Source organism: Mitsuaria sp. WAJ17 (genome assembly GCF_014174515.1).
Taxonomy (GTDB): Bacteria; Pseudomonadota; Gammaproteobacteria; order Burkholderiales; family Burkholderiaceae_C; genus Roseateles_B.
In genome coordinates, this window is record NZ_JACJUG010000021.1 from 15,077 (window position 1) to 33,924 (window position 18,848).

Genomic DNA, 18,848 nt, shown 5'->3' on the forward strand with positions numbered 1-18,848 from the left:
CTCCCTACCGTGCGCCGGGAGCGCAGCATCCGCGCACCTCCCATCCAGAAGCTCCCATGTCCACGATTCTTCAGCAGATCCCCGCCGGCCAAAAGGTCGGCATCGCGTTCTCCGGCGGCCTCGACACCAGCGCCGCGCTGCACTGGATGCGCCAGAAGGGTGCGATTCCCTACGCCTACACCGCCAACCTCGGCCAGCCCGACGAGCCCGATTACGACGAGATCCCGCGCAAGGCCATGGCCTACGGCGCCGAGCTGGCCCGCCTGATCGACTGCCGCGCCCAACTGGTCCATGAAGGCATCGCCGCGCTGCAGAGCGGCGCCTTCCACATCCACACTGGCGGCCTGATCTACTTCAACACCACGCCCATCGGCCGCGCCGTGACCGGCACCATGCTGGTGGCCGCCATGAAGGAAGACGAGGTCAACATCTGGGGCGACGGCTCCACCTTCAAGGGCAATGACATCGAGCGCTTCTACCGCTACGGTCTGCTCACCAACCCCTCGCTGAAGATCTACAAGCCCTGGCTGGACCAGACCTTCATCGACGAGCTGGGTGGGCGCGCCGAGATGTCGGCCTTCATGCAGAAGTCGGGCTTCGCCTACAAGATGTCGGCCGAGAAGGCCTACTCCACCGACTCCAACCTGCTGGGCGCCACCCACGAGGCCAAGGACCTGGAGCACCTGGATTCCGGCATCAAGATCGTCAACCCCATCATGGGCGTCGCCTTCTGGCGCGAGGACGTTCAGATCAAGCCCGAGACCGTCACCGTGCGCTTTGAGGAAGGCATGCCGGTGGCCCTCAATGGCCAGGAATTCTCCGACCCCGTCGCCCTGCTGCTGGAAGCCAACCGCATCGGCGGCCGGCACGGCCTGGGCATGAGCGACCAGATCGAGAACCGCATCATCGAGGCCAAGAGCCGCGGCATCTACGAGGCCCCGGGCATGGCCCTGCTGCACATCGCCTACGAGCGTCTGGTGACCGGCATCCACAACGAGGACACCATCGAGCAGTACCGCATCAACGGCATGAAGCTGGGCCGCCTCCTCTACCAGGGCCGCTGGTTCGACCCGCAGGCCATCATGCTTCGCGAATCGGCCCAGCGCTGGGTCGCCCGCGCCGTGACCGGCGAGGTGGCCCTGGAGCTGCGCCGCGGCAACGACTACTCGCTGCTGGACACCAAGAGCGCCAACCTGACCTACAAGCCCGAGCGCCTGTCCATGGAAAAGGTCGAGGACGCGCCCTTCTCGCCGGCCGACCGCATCGGTCAGCTGACCATGCGCAACCTCGACATCATCGACACCCGCGACAAGCTCATGACCTACAGCCAGGTCGGCCTGCTGACGCCGGGTTCGGGCGTCGCCCTGCCCCAGTTGAAGAACGAGGGCTGAGCATGCCGGGGCCGCGCCGCCAGCCTGAGCAGCCCGGCCTGCGCAGAGGCCTCCTGGCGCTGGCCGCCGGCAGCCTGCTGCTGCCCGGGCTGGGCCTGGGCGGGCCTGCTCTGGCACTGGACAGCCCCAAGGGCCGGGTGATCCTTACCATCAGCGGATCGGGCCTCAAGACCAACCAGGACGGCCGGGTGGCCCTGGACATGGACATGCTGGCCGCCCTGCCCCAGCGCAGCATCAAGGTCAACACGCCCTGGTATCCGGAGGCCCGCAAGTTCACGGGCCCGCTGCTGCGCGATGTGCTGGCGCTCGCCGGCGCCCGCGGGAGCAGCATCGAGGCCTATGCGCTGAACGACTACCGGGTCAGCATCCCCATGGAAGACGTGCTGCAGCACTCGGTGATCCTCGCCCGGCTGATGGACGACCAGCCCATGCCCGTGCGGGACAAGGGCCCGCTGTTCATCATTTACCCCTTCGACGAGGACCGTCGCCTGCGCACCAGCATCTACTACAGCCGCTGCGCCTGGCAGCTGAAGGCCCTGGAGATCCGCTGAGCGCATGGAGCCCGCACAACGCACGTACCGCCGCTGGCTCAACCTGCCGATGGCCATGGTGTTGGTGCTGCTTATGGCACTGGGCGGCATGGGCTGGCTTCAGATCCGGCAGTACCAGCTGCTGGACGCCACCGAGCGCTACCAGGACGACTACCTCGTCTGGAGCCTATTCCAGTTCGAGGCCGAGGCCCTGCGCCTGCGCCTGGTCGTCGAGCAGATGCTGGGCTCCAGCCCCGCTGTCGATGCCGACCAGGTCGTGCAGCGCTACGAGATCTTCGTCAGCCGATTGAGCCTGATCGAAAGCGAGCACGCCACCCTGATCCTGCGCAAGCACCCGGACTACAAGCTCACCCTTGAGCGCACGCGCGCCTTCATCCGCTGGGCCGACGGCCTGCCGCTCAATGCCCACCTGGTGTCCGAGCAGCCCGAGCGCCTGCGCGAGGTCCTGGATCGCCTGGAGTCTCTGGCGGACCCGATCCGCGAGCTCTCGCTGACCGCCTCGCATTTCGTGGCAGCCCAGGTTTCGGAGCGCAATGCCGTGGTGCGGGACCACAACCGCACCGGCCTGCTGCTCAATGCCTTCCAGGTGGGCCTGGTGCTGCTGCTCTCTGCGCTGGTGCTGCGCCAGTTCGGCCGGCTGCGCACCTATGCGCGCGCCCAGGGCGCCCAGGCCCGGCATCTGGCCCAGGCTCAGGAACAGGCCGAGGCGGGCAGCAGGGCCAAGAGTGTCTTCCTGGCCAATATGAGCCACGAGCTGCGCACGCCCATGCATGGCCTGCTGGGCATGCTGGCCCTGCTGCAGGACAGCAAGCTGGACACCCGCCAGCGCCAGCAGCTGCAAGCGGCTGGCGACTCCGCCCGCCACCTGCTGGCTGTACTCAACGACATCCTCGACGTCTCCCGCATGGAGGCTGGCGGCGTGGACATCCGCCCCGAGCCCACCGAGCTGCCCGCCATGCTGCGGGAGCTGGAGGACGTCTGCTGGCCCCAGGCCCACGCCAAGGACCTGGCCCTGGACCTGCAGCTGCTGCCCGATGCCCCCCGCTGGGTGATGGCCGACCCGACGCGCCTGCGCCAGATCCTGCTAAACCTGCTGGGCAATGCCATCAAGTTCACCGAGCATGGCCGCGTCAGCTTGCTGGTGAGCCGTCAGAGCGACGCGCTGGGCAACACCCTGCTGCGCTTCGAGGTGCGGGACACCGGCATCGGCATGGACTCGGCCACGCAGGCCCTGCTCTTCCAGCGCTTCAGCCGCGGCGACGCCAGCAGCTCGCGGCGATTCGGCGGCACGGGCCTGGGCCTGGAGATCTCCCGCACTCTGGCCCGCGCCATGGGCGGCGACATCCAGGTGCAGTCGGCACTGGGCCAGGGCTCGATCTTCACGGTGGAGCTCAAGCTCAATGAGTGCGAACCCGACCGTGCGGCAATGCCGCAGCCCAGGCCTGATGCCGTGCCCCTCGCTGCCCTGCGCCAGCTGCGCATCCTGGTCTCCGAGGACAACGCCACCAACCGCCAGTTCCTCGAGGCGGTGCTGGAGCGCCTGGGCCACAAGGCCGTGTTCTGCGACAACGGCCAGCAGGCCGTCGAGCGCCTTCGCCTGGAAGAGTTCGACATCGTCCTCATGGACCTTCACACCCCGGTGATGGACGGCCTGGAGGCCTGTCGGCAGATCCGCGCCATGGCGCCGCCCAAGGGACAGACCCGCATCATCGCGTTGTCGGCCGACGCCTTCGACAGCACACGGCACCAGGCCCGCGAGGCCGGCATGGACGAGTTCCTGGCCAAACCCCTGGGTATCCACGAGCTCACCGTGGCGCTGAACCGCCAGCCCTGGGAGCAGGTCGATGCACCGGCCGCCAGCAGCGCCACCTCGTCCAAGGCAGGCTCGCACCCCCCTGTGGACGCGGGCGAGGACGAGCTGGATGCGCTGGTCATCGCCGAGCTGGGCCGCCACCTCAGCGGCCGGGCGGTGGCTCAGCTCTACGATCGTTTCATCGCCGGCCTGCCCGAAATCGAGCAGCGCCTGGATGACGGCCTGGCCGGCCCGCACCACACCCAGCTGCGCGAGCTGGCCCACGAGCTCAAGGGCGCAGCGGCCAATCTGGGCCTGCGCCTGCTCAGCCAGCCCGCCGCCGAGCTTGAGGCTGCGGCCGGTGCCGAGCGGCATGTCGATGTGCTGCAGGCCATCGCACGGCGCATCCGCCAGGCCATCGCGCGCTGCCGCGAGCTGTGCTCTCAACCCCTGATCAAGTCCTGATCAGACGATGACAGGCTCGGGCTCCAGGCGGATGCCGAAGCGGCCATAGACGCTCTCCTGGATCGCTCGCGCCAGGGTCACGACCTCAGCCCCGCGGGCCTCGCCGCGGTTGACCAGCACCAGGGCCTGACGTTCATAGACCGCCGCGCCGCCCACGCTCTTGCCCTTCCAGCCGCAGGCGTCGATCAGCCAGCCGGCGGCCAGCTTCACGGTGCCGTCAGGCATGGGGTAATGCACGATGCCGGGGTCCCGGCCGATGATGTCCCGGCACTGCTCCTCGCTGACGACCGGATTCTTGAAGAAGCTGCCGGCATTGCCGATCTGACGCGGGTCGGGCAGCTTGGCCTGGCGGATCTGGCAGACCCAGTCGAAGATCTGGCGTGCCGAGGGCACGGTGATGCCGGTCTCTAGCATCTTGCGCTCCAGATCCAGGTAGCCCAGCTGAGGGATCCAGGGCTTGGGGCAGCGCAGCAGCACGCGGGTGATCACGCTCTTGCCGGCCAGGCCGCCGAAGCCGGTCTGCTTGAAGACGCTGTCCCGGTAGCCGAAGGCCAGCACGCTGGCCGGCAGTCGCACGAGCCGGCCGGTGATGAGGTCGATGACCTCCACCGCCTCGATGCGGTCCTTGGCCTCCACCCCGTAGGCCCCGATGTTCTGCACCGGCGCTGCGCCGGCCGTGCCCGGGATCAGGGCCAGGTTCTCGAGGCCTGGGCAGCCCTGTTCCAGGCTCCAGCGCACCACCTCGTGCCAGGTCTCGCCGGCACCGACCTCGAGGATCCATGCGTCCTCGCGCTCCTCGACCACGCGCTTGCCCATGATCTCCATCTTCAGGACCAGGGCCTCGACGTCGCGCGTGAGCACGATATTGCTGCCTCCGCCCAGCACGAACTTGGGCGCGCGGCCCAGCTCGGGGTGGTCGATCACACGGCGCAGGTCCGACTCCTGGCGGATGCGCACCAGGCGCTGGGCGGTGGCGGGCAGGCCGAAGCTGTTGTAGGGCCGCAGGTTGACGCCCTCCTCGACCACGAGGGTCGAGTTCGTCTGAATGGGGCGCTGACCCTCGTCCTGGGTGTTCGGCATCTCTTGTTGCATGGCAGAATTTTCCCAGATTCCCCCGCCGCTTCCGGCGAGGGCCCTTCCCTCAAGGATTCAAGAGATGCCTAGCTTCGACACCAAGCTGGAGCCCGACATGGTCAAGATCGGCCATGGCGTGGACAACAGCAAGAAGGAAATCGACACCCGCTTCGACTTCAAGGGCACCAGTGCCCAGGTCGAACTCAAGACCAAGGAAAAAGAGATCCACGCCACCGGCGACAGCGATTTCCAGCTGGAGCAGATCGAGGCCGTGCTCTACAGCAAGCTGACCAAGCAGGGCGTTGTCATCAGCTTCCTGGACAAGAACGACAAGATCGAGAAGCTGGGCGGTGACAAGGTCCGCCAGGTCTACAAAATCCGCTCCGGCATCGACGCCGAGAACGCCAAGAAGATCAGCAACGCCATCAAGGCCAGCAAGCTCAAGGTCCAGAGCTCCATCCAGGGCGATGTCGTGCGCATCACCGGCAAGAACCGTGACGACCTCCAGCTTGCCATCGCGCAGCTGAAAAAGGACATGGCCGAGCTGCCCCTGAGCTACGACAACTTCCGGGACTGATCCCCACTCCCGTCTGCCGGGACCGCTGCGGCGGTCCCTTTGCTTCGCTGGCCGCGCGCCGCCCCCCCGCATTGGATCGCCCATGAATCGCCTGCCCTCCCGCCTGCTTCTCGCCCTGCTGCTCGGCGCCTGTCTCCAGGCCCAGGGGGCCGGCGATGCGGCCAGCAAGTTCTATGACGACGCCCAGCAGCGCCTGGAGAAGAAGGACATCGACGGCGCACTGATCCAGCTGCGCAACTCCCTGCAGGCGGACCCGCACATGCTGTCCGCCCACCTTCTGCTGGCCCGCACCCTGCTGAAGAAGGGCGACCTCCCCTCTGCCGAGGCCGCCTTCGAGGAGGCGCTGAAGCAGGGCGTGGCCCGCAGCGAGGTGATGGTGGACCTGGGTCAGCTCTACATCGCCCTGGGCGAGTACAAGAAGCTGCTGGACCGCATCAACACCAACGGCGTGCCCGCGGGCAGCCATGCCGAAATCCTCACCCAGCGCGGCACCGCCTTCGCGACCCTGGGTCAGAAGGACGCCGCCACCAAGGCCTTTGCCGAGGCCCGCGCGCTGGCGCCGCGCTCGCCCCTGCCCCTGTTGGCCGAGGCCACCATGCTGGCGCGCCAGGGCGAGCTGGAGAAGGCCCGCAGCCAGATCAGCAAGGCGCTGGAGTTCGAGCCTGCCAACAGCGCTGCCTGGTACGCGCTGGGCACCATCCAGCAGAAGCTCAAGGACAGCGCGGGCGCCCAGGCCTCTTTCGGCAAGGCCCTGCAGCAGAACCCGCTCAACGTGGACGCGCGAGTGGCGCGCGCCGGCCTGCTGGTCACGGCCGGCCAGCTCAAGGAAGCCGAACAGGACCTCGACGCCCTGGAGACGGCCAGCCTGGCTGATCCGCGAGCCGCCTATTTGCGCGGCGTCATCGAGTCCCGCAAGGGCAATGCCGCCAAGGCGCGCGACGCCTATGTCCAGACCACAGAGCTGCTGGGCCTGCAGCCCGCCGGCGTGATCAACAGCGACGAGAGCCTGAACTTCGCCGCCGCCATGGCCTACAAGGCCCTGGGCGACAACGAGAAGGCCCGCGAGCACCTGAAGAACCTGCTGGCCCTCAATGCCAACCACTACGCCGGCCAGCTGATGGCCGCCAGCATCGCGCTGGAGCAGCGCGACACGACCCAGGCCCAGCAGATCGTCAGCAATCTCCAGCGCCTACGCCCCAACGATCCCCAGGTGCTCTACCTGCAGGGCAGCATCCACCTCGCCCGCAAGCGCTACGACCAGGCCGCCGAAGCCTTCGACAAGGCCGCCGCCCAGCAGCCCACGCCCGACACCATCCGCGAGCTGGCGTTGAGCCAGCTGTCCCTGGGCCAGGGGGAGGCCGGCATCAGCAATCTGGAGAAGGTGCTGGCCGTCAACCCCGGCGACGCCCGCGCCGCCATCCAGCTGATCACCGCCTACGCCAGCATGGGCAAGGGCCAGCGGGCACTTCAGCTGGCCGAAAACCTGCTCAAGAGCGACCCGCAGAACCCCATGCTCACGAACTACCTGGGCAATATCAAGGGGCGACTGGGCGACAAGGGCGGCGCGCGAGCCGCCTTCCAGCAGGCCCTGGCCAAGAACCCGGGCTTCAAGCCGGCGCTGATCAACCTGGGCTGGCTGGACATCGAGGAAAAGCAGTTCGACACCGCTCGTCAGCGCCTGAACGGTCTGCTCAAGAAGGAGGCCGAGGACCCGCAGCTGCTCTACCAACTGGGCATCCTGGAGTTCCGCGCGCGCCGCTTCAACGAAGCCGTCGAGGCCCTGGAGAAGGCCGCCAACCTCTCGCGCAACGATCCGCGTCCCGGACTGACCCTGATGGAGCTGTACACCAGCCAGCGCAAACTGGACCAGGCCGTGCAGCTCGGCAAGGCGCTCAACGGCAAGTACCAGGGCAACCTCGAAGTGGCGCTGACCCTGGGCCGAACCTATGCCATGCAGGGTGACCTCGCCAACGCCAAGGTCCTGTTCCAGGAAGGCACCCGCATCGCCGGCTACGATGCCGAGGCGCAGGTGGTGGTGGGCCGCCAGCAGCTGGCCATCGGCAATCTGGACGGGGCCAGCTACAACCTGCAGAAGGCCCAGCAGAACGGCGCCGAGGCCCTCAACGTGCTGGTGCTGGGCATCGAGGTGGCCAACCGCAAGAAGGACAACGCCCGCGCCGACGCCCTGCTCAAGACCCTGCTGGCCAAGTACCCCACGGCCCTCCCCGCCCTGCTGACTGCCGGCCACCTGGCCTATGCGCGCGGGCAGTACGCCGAGGCGGGCAAGCGCTACCAGCAGGTGCTGGACCAGGAACCCAGCGCCGCCAACGCCCTGCTGCTGGCGCGCGCCCAGACCAGCGGTGGCGATCCGCAGAAGGGCCTGGCCACGCTGGAGGCCTGGGCCCAGAAGGCGCCGCAGGACCTGGGGCTGCTGCGCATCCTGGCCGAGGCCCAGGCCGAGTTGGGAAAGAACGAGGCAGCCAAGCGCAGCTTCTCGACCCTGATCGCCCGCGATCCGCAGGACGTCTCGGCCATGGCCACCTACGCCCTGCTGCTGCAGCGCCTGGGCGATGCCGGCGCCCTGGCCATGGCCGAGCGTGCGCGCAAGCTGGCGCCGGAAAGCCCGGAGACCCTGGATGCACAGGGCTGGATCCACGTACTGCGCGGCGAGGTCGAGGCCGGCCTGCGCATGCTGCGCGATGCCCGCCTGCGAGATCCCAACCAGGGCCAGCTGCGCTTCCACCTCGCCTACGCACTGGCCAAGTCCGGCCGCAAGCAGGACGCCCGCGAAGAATTGCGGGCGGCCCTGGGCATGCCCGGCCGCTTCCGTGACAGCGCCGAGTTCAAGGCATTGAAGGCCGAGTTGGGCCTCTGAGCCCGCGAGCCCAGCGGGCCAATGCCCCTTCTGTCGGCCCACCTTACATTTACGTTTAGCAACAGCATGAAGCGCTTGACTCAATGTTTCAAATCAATCACTTAGCAGTGCTGGCCCTGAATTTGCTATCCACCCTGTCAGACGTGACAGTTCCCTTGCCCCGTGCATCGGCCCCTCGTTCACGGGATGAACAAGTTCTGATTCGCTGGTAGCCTTCCGTCCATCGCCGGGCGGACTCTGCCGGCAAGCAACCAAGCGACAAGACTATGAGCACTGCAGCATTGACCAAGACCTTTGCCACTTTGGGCGCCAGCCTCGGGTTTGCGGTGCTGAGCATGGGTTCGGCTCTGGCCTACAACACCAGCCTGTCGAACACCGGTACCAACCGCTACAGCCAGGCGGACCTGCAGATCGGCGCTTACACCAAGGGCAACCAGACCATGGGTGCCTCGCTGATCAACGATTCCACGGCCGGCAAGCAGTTCTGGGTCTACTGCGTCGATCCGCTGACCACCAGCAAGCTCACCAGCACCTACGCCACCGCCACGCTGGACTCCTTCATGGGCGTCACGCTCAACAGCGGCGGCGTGGCCACCGGCGGCAATGGCGCAGCCTCCGCCTACAAGACGCTCTTCACCAGCGCCCCCTACTCCACGGTCGATAACTACGAGTACCAGTCCGGCACCGTCAGCCTGTACAACAACCTGGTCGAGCTCTACAGCTATGCCTACAAGGACAGCATGACGAGCAACACCAAGTCGGCTGCATTCCAGTACGTGCTGTGGGAGCTGCTGGGCGACGCAGGCAGCGGCGTGGCTGACCCGACCAAGAGCGGCGGCGCCTACTTCAGCAACACCAATTTCGAGTCGGTGCGCACCCAGGCTGAGAAGTACCTGGACGCCCTGAACAACGCCAATGAGTCCTTCTGGACCAGCTCGCTGGGCCTGACCAAGTCGGCCTACAACTACACGGTGTACAAGAGCACCTCCAGCCCCAGCTCGCAAGCCTTCCTGGCTGTCTCTGACAAGCCCAGCAAGGTGCCCGAACCCGGCTCCATCGCCCTCGCATTCGCGGCCTTCGGCGCCGTGGCCTACACCCGCCGCCGCAAGCAGTAAGTGTTCCAAGCCTCATGCAAAAGCAGCCCGCGGGCTGCTTTTTTCATGGCTGTGGGCCGCTTCGGGTTCCCCGCCCCTGGCATCAGCGGAAGATCCGTGCCTGAGCCGCTTCTCCCAAGCGGACCCAGCCGCGGTACATGCCCTCGGTGTTGAAGGGCAGGCACAGCTCGCCCTTGTGCGAGACCGCGATCAGCCCGCCCTGCCCGCCCACCGCAGGCAAGCGCTCGCCCACCACGTCCTCACAGGCAGCTTCCAGGCTGCGACCCAGGTAGCGCATCTGGGCCGAGACCTCATGGGCCGCCACGCTGCGCATGAAGGCCTCACCGGTGCCGGTGCAGGAGATGGCCACGGTGTCGTCGGCATAGCAACCCGCGCCCAGGATGGGCGAATCGCCGACCCTCCCCGGCTTCTTGTTGGTCATGCCGCCAGTGGAGGTGGCCGCGGCGAGCCGGCCGTGTGCGTCCAGGGCCACGGCACCCACGGTGCCAAATTTCTGGCGTTCGTCCAGAGGCGCCGGGCACTGGGCGCCGTCATGATCCAGGATGGCCGCCCCGCCTTCACCCTGCACCCGCCGCAGCTGCGCCAGCCGCTGGGGCGTGCCGAACCAGTCTGGCGCCACCTGCTCCAGGCCCTGCGCCATGGCAAAGGCATCGGCCGCCGGGCCGATCAGCATCACGTGGCCACTGAACTCCATCACCGCGCGGGCCGCCCGCACGGGGTTTCGCGTTGTACGCAGCCCTGCCACCGCACCCGCGCGCCGGGTATGGCCTTCCATGATGCTGGCGTCAAGCTCGTGGGTGGCTGCTGCGGTGTAGACAGCACCACGACCGGCGTTGAAGCGCTCGTTCTCCTCGAGCAGGCAGACGCAGGCCTGCACCACGTCCAGCGCCGTGGCACCCTGGGCCAACAAGACCTCGCCGGCCCGCAGGATGTCCCGCAAGGCCTGCAGATAGGCCTGCTCAGTCTCCAGCGAGGTGGTCTGGCGAAGAATGGTGCCGGCACCCCCGTGGATGGCCAGCATGGCAGGCTTGGTGTTCATGCCCTGCATTGTGATGGCCCCGCCTGGCCCGGACCATCACGCCCGGGCATTCCCTAGGCCGCAGCTGTCCCCCATTCGACAAAGGGAAAAAGAACGGCCGTGCTAAAAGTCGGGGCGAAACAAACTGGACGAAGCGTCGCCCGCCGGACGGCGCAAGGAGACATCAATGCAACTGGCCTTCACCGCCGAGCAGGAAGCCTTCCGCGCGGAGGTCCGCGCCTGGGTGGCCCAGAACCTGCCCCAGGACATCAGCGACAAGGTGCACCGCGCCCAGCGCCTGCACAAGGATGACCTGCAGCGCTGGGCTCGCATCCTGGGCAGGAAGGGCTGGCATGGCTGGGCCTGGCCGCGGCGCTTCGGCGGCCCGGGCTGGAACGCCATCCAGCGCCATCTCTTCGAAGAAGAATGCGCGCTGGCCGGCGCGCCGCGCGTCGTGCCCTTCGGCCCAGTGATGGTGGCGCCGGTGATCATGGCCTTTGGCAGCCCGGAGCAGCAGCAGCGCTTCCTGCCCGGCATCATGAGCGGGGATGTCTGGTGGAGCCAGGGCTACAGCGAACCCGGCTCCGGCTCAGACCTGGCCTCGGTCAAGACACGAGCCGAGCGCCAGGGCGACCATTACCTGGTCAACGGCCAGAAGACGTGGACCACCCTGGGCCAGTACGGCGACTGGATCTTCTGCCTTGTGCGCACCGACACCCAGGTCAAGCCGCAGGCCGGCATCTCCTTTCTGCTGATCGACATGAAGTCTCCCGGCGTCACCGTGCGCCCCATCCTCATGCTGGACGGCGAGCACGAGGTGAACGAGGTCTTCTTCGACAATGTCCGCGTGCCCGTGGAAAACCTGATCGGCGAGGAGAACAAGGGCTGGACCTATGCCAAGTACCTGCTGGCCCACGAGCGCACCAATATCGCCGACGTGAACCGCGCCAAACGGGAGCTGGAGCGGCTCAAGCGCATCGCCCGGCAGGAAGGCGTCTACGAGGACAGCCGCTTCCGCGACCAGATCGCCCTGCTGGAGGTGGACATCGTCGCGCTGGAGATGATGGTGCTGCGCGTGCTCTCGGCCGAGAGCTCGGGCAAGCAGTCGCTGGACGTGGCCGGGCTGCTCAAGATCCGCGGCAGTGAGATCCAGCAGCGCTACACCGAGTTGATGATGCTGGCCGGCGGCCCCTTCTCGACGCCCTACATCCACGAGGCCATGGAGGCCGGCTGGCAGGGCGACCAGACCCTGGGCGGCCTCTGGCCCGGCGGCGCCGCGCACTGCGCCTCGCTGAGCAGCCACTACCTCAACCACCGCAAGACCACCATCTACGGCGGCTCCAACGAGGTGCAACGCAATATCGTCGCCCAGACCCTGCTGGGCTGAGACGCGCAGGAGACATCCATGGATTTTGATTTCAGCGAAGACCAGCAGGCCCTGCGCGACGCCGTGCAGCGCTTTGTCGAGAAGGACTACGGCTTCGAGCAGCGCCGCCGCATCGTCCGCGAGGGCGGCTTCTCCCGCGGCGCCTGGGACGGCCTGACCGGCCTGGGCCTCATGGGCCTGCAGGTGCCAGAGTCCCAGGGCGGCCTGGGCCTCGGGCCTGTGGATGCCATGGTGGTGATGGAAGAGTTGGGCCGCGGGCTGGTGCTGGAGCCCTATGCGCAGGGTGCCCTGCTGGCGCCGCTGCTGCTGTCGCAGGCGCCGCAGGCCCTTCAGGATGAATGGCTGCCGCGCATCGTCAGCGGCGAGACCCTGCTGGTGCTGGCCCACCAGGAGCGCAGCCTGCGCTACCGCCTGGGGCTGGGGCAGATGCAGGCTCGTGAGGGTCGGCTCAGCGGCGTCAAGAGCCTGGTCAGCGCGGGCGCGCAGGCGCAAGGCTTCATCGTGCCGGCCACGGACGAGCAAGGTCCGGCCTTGTTCCTGGTCGAGGCCGGGGCCCAGGGCCTGCTCACCCGCGGCTATGTCTTGCATGACGGCTCGGCCGCCGCTGAGCTGACGCTGCAGGCCACGCCCGGCCAGCGCATCGCTCAGGGCGAAGCGGCCCAGGCCTTGCTGGAGCTGGCGGCAGACACCGCACTCGCGGCGCAGGCCGCCGAGGCCGTGGGTGCCATGGACGCCCTCGTGCGCCTCACCGCCGACTACCTCAACACCCGCAAGCAGTTCGGCGTGGCCATCGCCAGCTTCCAGGCCCTGCGCCACCGCATGGCCGACATCAAGATGCAGCTGGAGCTGGCTCGCTCCATGAGCTACTACGCCACACTGAAACTGGGCGAGCCGCCCGCCCAGCGCCGCCGCGCGCTGGCGCAGGTGAAGCTGCAGCTGAGCCAGTCCATGCGCTTCGTCGGCCAGCAGTGCACGCAGCTGCACGGCGGCATCGGCGTGACGGACGAATACATCTCCAGTCATTTCTTCAAGCGCCTCACCGTGATGGAGATGCAGTGGGGCGACGGCCTGCACCACCTGGCCGAGGTCAGCGCACGCATGACGGAGCAGGCCGGGGTCTTCGCCTGAGGCAGGCGGCGGACTACACTGCCCCGCAACCCCTTCGAGGAGTCGCGATGAAGCCGATCCGCCGCCCCCGTGCCCCCAGTGCAAGGATTGCTGCCCTGGTGGGCGCCCTGCTGACCCTGCCCTTGTGCGCCGCCGCGCAGTCGGCCATGAAGCCCGGCCTTTGGGAGATGACCCAAAAGCCGCAGCTGGATCCCGCCCAGCAGGCCAAGATGGACCAGGCCCGCCAGGCCATGGCAAACATGCCGCCCGAGAAGCGCCAGATGATGGAGCAGATGATGGCCCAGCATGGCGTCCAGGTGAACATGGGCGCTGGCGGGACTGTCACGATCAAGACCTGCGTCAGCAAGGAACAGGCCGAGCGGCACGAGCCGCCGGTCGATGACAAGGGTCGCTGCAAGCAGCAGGTCACGCGCAGCGGCAACACCGTGCGCAGCCATTTCACTTGCACCGATCCGGCCTCCGAAGGCGATGGCGAATTCACCTTCGACAGCGCCGAGCACTACAGCAGCAAGCTGAGCATCCAGCGCCAGGGCCGCAGCATGACCATCACCGGCGAAGGCCGCTGGCTGGGCGCCGACTGCGGCACCATCCAGCCGCACAAGCCTCGCCCCTGAACCCATGGCAGCACCGCTGGGCGGGCATCTCTGCGACGTCGCCGGGCTGCGCCTGGGCCACTGGACGGATGGCCGGCGGCCCACCGGCTGCAGCGTGATCCTGTGCCCGCAAGGCGTGACCGCCGGCGTGGACGTGCGCGGAGCCGCCCCGGGCAGCCGCGAGACCGACCTGCTGCGCCCCGAGAACACCGTGCAGCAGGTCCATGCCCTGCTGCTCAGCGGCGGCAGCGCCTTCGGCCTGGATGCCGCCAGCGGCGTGATGCGCTGGCTGCGCGAACGCGGCCATGGCCTGGCCGTGGGCCCGGCCCGTGTGCCCATCGTGCCCGCGGCGGTGATCTTCGACCTCTGGCTGGGCGATCCGGCCCTGAGCCCTGATGCCGATGCCGGTTATGCCGCCTGCGAAGCCGCCAGCCTCACGGCAGCGCGCGGCAGCGTGGGCGCCGGAGCCGGCGCGACCGTGGGCAAGCTGCTGGGCCCGCAATGGGCCATGAAGGGCGGCTTGGGGCAGGCCTCGCTGCGCGTGGGCATGACCACGCTCAGCGCCCTGGCCGTGGTGAACGCCGTGGGCGATGTCGTCGATCCCGCCAGCGGGCGGATCCTCGCAGGCGCCCGTGGCGAGGACGGCCGCCCCCGCGGCACCGTGCAGGCCCTGCTCCAGGGTGCCGAGCCCATCCGCCCCGTGCCCGGCGCGGCCACGACGCTGGCCGTGGTCGCCACCGATGCCTTGCTGGACAAATCCCAGGCCACCAAGCTGGCGCAGATCGCCCACGACGGCCTGGCGCGCAGCATCAATCCCGTGCACCAGCCCAGTGACGGCGACATCGTCTTCAGCCTGGCCACCGGTGCCTCGGGCCCGGCGGATCTGGGACTCCTGGGCGTGATGGCCGCCGAGGCGCTGGCCGCCGCGGTGGTGGACGCCGTGCAATCCGCCCGCGGCCTGCCTGGTCTGCCCGCGGCCGGCGAGCTTGGATAATGCCGCGATGCGCTTGTCCCAGATTCTTTTTTCCCAAGGCTTCGGCAGCCGCCGCCTCTGCGCCGGTCTGATCCATCACGGCGAGGTCAAGATCCACGGCGAAGTCGTGGACGACCCCGATGCCGATTTCACCCCCCAGGGCCTCCAGTTCGAGGTCAATGGCAAGACCTGGCCCTATCATGAAAAGGCCCTGGTGATGCTGCACAAGCCGGCCGGTTACGAGTGCTCGCAGAAGCCCCGTCACCACCCCAGCGTGATGAGCCTGCTGCCCGCACCCTTGCGCGAGCGCGGCGTCCAGCCCGTCGGCAGGCTGGACGAGGACACCACCGGGCTGCTGCTGCTGACCGACGACGGCACGCTGATCCACAAGCTCACCAGCCCCAAGCACCATGTGCCCAAGGTCTACGAGGCGCACTGCAAGCATCCAGTCGATGCCGAGCAACTCGCGCGGCTGATGGCCGGCGTGGAGCTGCACGAGCACGAACTGAAGGTGCACCGCGAGCCCGAGCTGGTGAAGGCCCTCGCCGCCGAGGCCCTGGGCACGCATGGCGTGCGCCTGACGCTGGCCGAGGGCAAATACCACCAAGTCAAACGCATGATGGCTGCAGTGAGTAACCGCGTCGAGCGCCTGCACCGGCCGCAGTTCGGCGCCCTTGTGCTGCCTGCTGATCTTGCGGAGGGACAGTGGTGCTGGGTTGCGGGCCCAGAGGCCATCCTGGGAGCGCCCGGCGTTGCGTGAGATCCTTCACTGATACCGGTCCGGCCTTCGCCCACCCCCCCGCGGATAGAGGGTTCGTCCTACACGCCGCCGGCCCTGTTGGGGCTACAAATCGCTGCCCGCAATGATGCGTGTGCCGCGCTGACTTCGGAGGAGGTCGGCTGCAGGCACGGCGCGCGCTGCGCTCGGACCACGAACACCGACAAGAGCACCCCGGGGCACCGGCCGGGGCCACACGAGGGATACCGTCCTTGGATCAGGACATTGCAGCGCAAATCGAGCGCGAACGTCTCAGCTCGCTGTACGAGCTGAGCCTGCGGCCCATCCTCATCGGGGCCGCCTTCAGCTTCTGCCCAGTCCTGCTGCTGTGGGGCCACCTGCCTGCATCCCTGCTGCTGGGCTGGCTGGGGGCACGCCTGTGCGTGGCGCTGCTGCGCTCGCTGGACGTACGCAGCTACCGCCAGACCCAGCAGAACCTGGGCAGCCTACGCGCCTGGCGCCAGCGCTACTTCACCCTGCTGGCCTTGGATGCCCTGAGCTGGAGCGCCATGGGCTGGTGCTTCCACACGCCCGAGGTGCCAGGTCTTGACGGCCTGGTGCTGGCCTCCATGATCGGCCTGGCCGCAGTGTCCTTGTTCTCCATGGGCGCCGAGTTCCGCGCCAACGCCCTCTTCTCAGGCATCGTCTTCACTCCTGCGCTGGCCTACAACGCCCTGCTCGATACACGCGAGGGCTGGCTTTCAGCCGTGGGGCTGCTGATCTTCCTCTCGGTGGCCTGGACGGAGTCCATGCGTGTGCAGGCCCGCCGCCTGGAGCTGCTGCGCCTGCGCTTCGAGCATGCCAAGCTGGCCGAGGAGCGTCAGCAAGCCCTTCATTCCGCCCAGCAGTCCAGCACCAGCAAGAGCCGCTTCGTGGCGGTGATGAGCCACGAGATCCGCACACCGCTCAATGGCATCCTGGGCATGACGCAGCTGCTGGAGCGTTCCAGGCTGGATGAACGCCAGCGCGAGCAACTGGGCGTGGTGCACAGCTCCGGCCGCCACCTGCTCAACCTGGTCAACGACATCCTGGACCTGGCCCGCATTGAATCCGGCAAGCTGGTCATCGAGCCCGCGCCCATGGATCTGGCCGATGCGGTCGATGAGGTCTGCCGCCTGCTCGCCACCCCCGCCCGCGAGAAGGGCCTGCAGCTCAACGTCCGCCTGGCCGAGGGCCTGCCCAGCCACGTGCTGGCCGACGCCTCACGCATCAAGCAGGTGCTGCACAACCTGGTCGGCAACGCCATCAAGTTCACTGAGCAGGGTTCGGTGGACGTGGGCGTGGCCGTGGTGCAGGACATGCGCACCGGCCCGCTGCTGCGCTTTGCCGTGCGCGACACAGGCGACGGCATCGAGGCCGACCAGCTGGAGCGCATCTTCGCCCCCTTCGAGCAACTGGGTGGCAAGCTGCGCCAGCACCGCGACAGCACGGGCCTGGGCCTGACCATCTCCCGCGAGCTGGCCCATGCCATGGGCGGCGAGCTGCGCGCCAGCTCGCGGCGCGGCCTGGGCTCGATGTTCGAGCTGACCCTGCCCCTGCAGTCATGCGATACCCCCGCCCAGGCGCAGGTCGAGGTGCGCGACTCCCAGTTGCCCGCCCTGCAGGGCCGGGTGCTGCTGGTCGATGACAGCCCGGTGAACCTGCTGGTGGCCGCCTCCATGCTGGACCATTGCGGCGTGGACGTCGTGCAAGCCGAGAACGGCCGTCAGGCGCTGGAGCTGCTCCGCCAGGGGCCCTTCGAGCTGGTGCTGATGGATTGCCTGATGCCCGAACTCGACGGCTACGAGGCCACGGCCGCCTGGCGCGCGGAGGAAGGCCGCCTGGGCCGCACGCGCACGCCCATCGTCGCCCTGACGGCCAGCACCGCACCTCAGGACCTCGAGCGCTGCATTGCCGCCGGAATGGACGGCTATTTGCAAAAGCCCTTCGACATGCAGCAGCTGCTGGAGCTGGTGGTGCGTCATGCCGGGCGGGCGGACCAGACCGACCCGGCGGCCGATGTGCGGACCGAGGACAAAGTCCCGGCCTGAGTGCCCTCCCCAGCGGAACCGGCGGCCGCGCACGGATAATGCCCGCCATGCAGGTATTCCGCGGCTTCCATCACCCGGGCATCGCCCCGGCTTGTGCCCTCACCATCGGCAACTTCGACGGCGTCCATCGCGGCCACCAGGCCATGTTGGCCCTGCTGCGCTCGGAGGCCCAGCACCGCGGCCTGCCCTCCTGCGTGCTGAACTTCGAGCCCCATCCTCGCGACTTCTTCGCCCGCAGGCTGGGCAAACCGGAGCTGGCTCCCAGCCGCATCGCTACTCTGCGCGACAAGCTCCAGGAGCTGGAACGCTGCGGCATCGACCAGGTCGTGGTGCTGCGCTTCGACGAGCGCCTGGCCTCCCTGCCCGCGCAGGACTTCATCCAACAGGTGTTGGTGCAGGGCCTGGGCGCGCGCTATGTGCTGGTAGGTGACGACTTCCGCTTCGGAGCCAAGCGCCAGGGCGACTACGCCACCCTGGACGCCGCCGGCCAACGCCTGGGCTTCGATGTCGCTCGCATGATGAGCTACGAGGTGCACGGCCTGCGCGTCAGCAGCTCGGCCGTGCGCGAGGCCCTGGCCGAAGGCCGCATGGAGGACGCCGAGCGCCTGCTGGGCCGGCCCTACGCCATCTCCGGCCATGTGATCCATGGCCAGAAGCTGGGCCGCCAGTTGGGTGAATCCCGGACCGGCGCGGCCGATGGCTTCCGCACCCTGAACCTGCGCTTCTCGCACGCCAAGCCGGCCGCGATGGGCATCTACGCCGTGCGCACCCATGGCCTGACCAAGGAGCCGCTGGACGGCGTGGCCAGCCTGGGCGTGCGCCCCACGGTGGAGGACGCCGGCCGCGTGCTGCTGGAGGTCCACTGCTTGGACTGGCCCGCGACGCTGGGGCCCGACGGGGCCTACGGTAAACTCGTGCGCGTGGAACTGCTGCACAAACTGCGTGACGAAGCCCGATTCGACGGGCTGGACGCCCTGACCCAGGCCATCGCCCGCGATGTCGAGCAGGCTCGCGCCTTCCTGGCCACCCACGCCTCGATGCGCCGCCAGACCACCCGCGATCGAATTTGACGCGGGCCCGCACTCAGGGATCCCTGCCCTG

15 protein-coding genes are annotated in these 18,848 nt (G+C 68.2%); 13 read left to right on the forward strand and 2 right to left on the reverse strand.

The features are described from left to right. The first annotated feature begins 56 nt into the window (after positions 1-56). Genes argG through H5407_RS16665 form a run of 3 tightly spaced genes read left to right on the forward strand, consistent with a single transcriptional unit; the run spans position 57 to position 4,199 of the window. On the forward strand, positions 57-1,391 hold the full coding sequence (gene argG / locus H5407_RS16655) for an argininosuccinate synthase (RefSeq protein WP_183105601.1): 1,335 nt from the start codon (positions 57-59) through the stop codon (positions 1,389-1,391). A 2-nt stretch (positions 1,392-1,393) separates the two neighbouring features. Next, on the forward strand, positions 1,394-1,942 hold the full coding sequence (locus H5407_RS16660; RefSeq protein ID WP_183105602.1) for a molybdopterin-dependent oxidoreductase: 549 nt from the start codon (positions 1,394-1,396) through the stop codon (positions 1,940-1,942). Positions 1,943-1,946: 4 nt separating this feature from the next. Next, a complete protein-coding gene (locus H5407_RS16665; RefSeq protein WP_183105603.1) occupies positions 1,947-4,199 on the forward strand; it encodes an ATP-binding protein in 2,253 nt (750 codons plus the stop codon). Here the strand turns inward: H5407_RS16665 and murB are convergent, their stop codons facing one another. Continuing rightward, positions 4,200-5,279 carry a UDP-N-acetylmuramate dehydrogenase gene (murB, locus tag H5407_RS16670; protein WP_183105669.1) on the reverse strand — a complete coding sequence of 360 codons (1,080 nt, stop codon included), beginning with the start codon at positions 5,277-5,279 and terminating at the stop codon, positions 4,200-4,202. Positions 5,280-5,355: 76 nt separating this feature from the next. On the opposite strand from murB, the gene H5407_RS16675 reads away from it, so the two are divergent. From H5407_RS16675 to H5407_RS16685, 3 genes are all read left to right on the forward strand, one after another. After that, positions 5,356-5,850 (forward strand): YajQ family cyclic di-GMP-binding protein, encoded by a 495-nt coding sequence (locus H5407_RS16675; RefSeq protein ID WP_183105604.1) that lies wholly within the window; start codon positions 5,356-5,358, stop codon positions 5,848-5,850. A gap of 82 nt (positions 5,851-5,932) precedes the next feature. Beyond that, the gene (gene prsT, locus H5407_RS16680) at positions 5,933-8,725 is read left to right on the forward strand and encodes an XrtA/PEP-CTERM system TPR-repeat protein PrsT (RefSeq protein WP_183105605.1); all 2,793 of its coding nucleotides are present in this window, start codon (positions 5,933-5,935) and stop codon (positions 8,723-8,725) included. Between the two features lie 266 nt (positions 8,726-8,991). Beyond that, complete coding sequence (locus tag H5407_RS16685) at positions 8,992-9,840, forward strand: PEP-CTERM sorting domain-containing protein (RefSeq protein ID WP_183105606.1); 849 nt, start codon at positions 8,992-8,994, stop codon at positions 9,838-9,840. Positions 9,841-9,922: 82 nt separating this feature from the next. On the opposite strand, the gene H5407_RS16690 is transcribed toward H5407_RS16685, so the two are convergent. Continuing rightward, positions 9,923-10,879 carry an isoaspartyl peptidase/L-asparaginase family protein gene (locus H5407_RS16690; RefSeq protein WP_183105607.1) on the reverse strand — a complete coding sequence of 319 codons (957 nt, stop codon included), beginning with the start codon at positions 10,877-10,879 and terminating at the stop codon, positions 9,923-9,925. Between the two features lie 166 nt (positions 10,880-11,045). Here H5407_RS16690 and H5407_RS16695 point away from each other — a divergent pair, with 166 nt between their 5' ends. The 7 genes from H5407_RS16695 (at position 11,046) to H5407_RS16725 (ending at position 18,817) form a co-directional block, all read left to right on the forward strand. Then, on the forward strand, positions 11,046-12,245 hold the full coding sequence (locus H5407_RS16695) for an acyl-CoA dehydrogenase family protein (protein WP_183105608.1): 1,200 nt from the start codon (positions 11,046-11,048) through the stop codon (positions 12,243-12,245). An 18-nt stretch (positions 12,246-12,263) separates the two neighbouring features. After that, complete coding sequence (locus tag H5407_RS16700; RefSeq protein WP_183105609.1) at positions 12,264-13,373, forward strand: acyl-CoA dehydrogenase family protein; 1,110 nt, start codon at positions 12,264-12,266, stop codon at positions 13,371-13,373. A 47-nt stretch (positions 13,374-13,420) separates the two neighbouring features. Next, positions 13,421-13,987, forward strand: a complete 567-nt coding sequence (locus H5407_RS16705; RefSeq protein WP_183105610.1) for a DUF3617 domain-containing protein — start codon at positions 13,421-13,423, stop codon at positions 13,985-13,987. A gap of 4 nt (positions 13,988-13,991) precedes the next feature. Beyond that, positions 13,992-14,960, forward strand: coding sequence for a P1 family peptidase (locus tag H5407_RS16710; protein ID WP_183105611.1), 969 nt, complete (start codon positions 13,992-13,994; stop codon positions 14,958-14,960). A 7-nt stretch (positions 14,961-14,967) separates the two neighbouring features. Beyond that, positions 14,968-15,699: a pseudouridine synthase gene (locus H5407_RS16715; protein ID WP_183105612.1), complete on the forward strand. Its 732-nt coding sequence runs from the start codon at positions 14,968-14,970 to the stop codon at positions 15,697-15,699. Positions 15,700-15,929: 230 nt separating this feature from the next. Continuing rightward, on the forward strand, positions 15,930-17,747 hold the full coding sequence (locus H5407_RS16720) for a response regulator (RefSeq protein ID WP_183105613.1): 1,818 nt from the start codon (positions 15,930-15,932) through the stop codon (positions 17,745-17,747). A 47-nt stretch (positions 17,748-17,794) separates the two neighbouring features. Continuing rightward, positions 17,795-18,817: a bifunctional riboflavin kinase/FAD synthetase gene (locus H5407_RS16725; protein WP_183105614.1), complete on the forward strand. Its 1,023-nt coding sequence runs from the start codon at positions 17,795-17,797 to the stop codon at positions 18,815-18,817. Positions 18,818-18,848 lie beyond the last annotated feature (31 nt).

Coding starts and splice junctions, on each gene's coding strand:
- H5407_RS16725 (WP_183105614.1), top strand. CDS start 17,795: ATGCAGGTATTCCGCGGCTTCCATCACCCGGGCATCGCCCCGGCTTGT.
- H5407_RS16665 (WP_183105603.1), top strand. CDS start 1,947: ATGGAGCCCGCACAACGCACGTACCGCCGCTGGCTCAACCTGCCGATG.
- argG (WP_183105601.1), top strand. CDS start 57: ATGTCCACGATTCTTCAGCAGATCCCCGCCGGCCAAAAGGTCGGCATC.
- prsT (WP_183105605.1), top strand. CDS start 5,933: ATGAATCGCCTGCCCTCCCGCCTGCTTCTCGCCCTGCTGCTCGGCGCC.
- H5407_RS16660 (WP_183105602.1), top strand. CDS start 1,394: ATGCCGGGGCCGCGCCGCCAGCCTGAGCAGCCCGGCCTGCGCAGAGGC.
- H5407_RS16710 (WP_183105611.1), top strand. CDS start 13,992: ATGGCAGCACCGCTGGGCGGGCATCTCTGCGACGTCGCCGGGCTGCGC.
- H5407_RS16690 (WP_183105607.1), bottom strand. CDS start 10,879: ATGAACACCAAGCCTGCCATGCTGGCCATCCACGGGGGTGCCGGCACC.
- H5407_RS16675 (WP_183105604.1), top strand. CDS start 5,356: ATGCCTAGCTTCGACACCAAGCTGGAGCCCGACATGGTCAAGATCGGC.
- H5407_RS16695 (WP_183105608.1), top strand. CDS start 11,046: ATGCAACTGGCCTTCACCGCCGAGCAGGAAGCCTTCCGCGCGGAGGTC.
- H5407_RS16685 (WP_183105606.1), top strand. CDS start 8,992: ATGAGCACTGCAGCATTGACCAAGACCTTTGCCACTTTGGGCGCCAGC.
- H5407_RS16715 (WP_183105612.1), top strand. CDS start 14,968: ATGCGCTTGTCCCAGATTCTTTTTTCCCAAGGCTTCGGCAGCCGCCGC.
- murB (WP_183105669.1), bottom strand. CDS start 5,279: ATGCCGAACACCCAGGACGAGGGTCAGCGCCCCATTCAGACGAACTCG.
- H5407_RS16705 (WP_183105610.1), top strand. CDS start 13,421: ATGAAGCCGATCCGCCGCCCCCGTGCCCCCAGTGCAAGGATTGCTGCC.
- H5407_RS16700 (WP_183105609.1), top strand. CDS start 12,264: ATGGATTTTGATTTCAGCGAAGACCAGCAGGCCCTGCGCGACGCCGTG.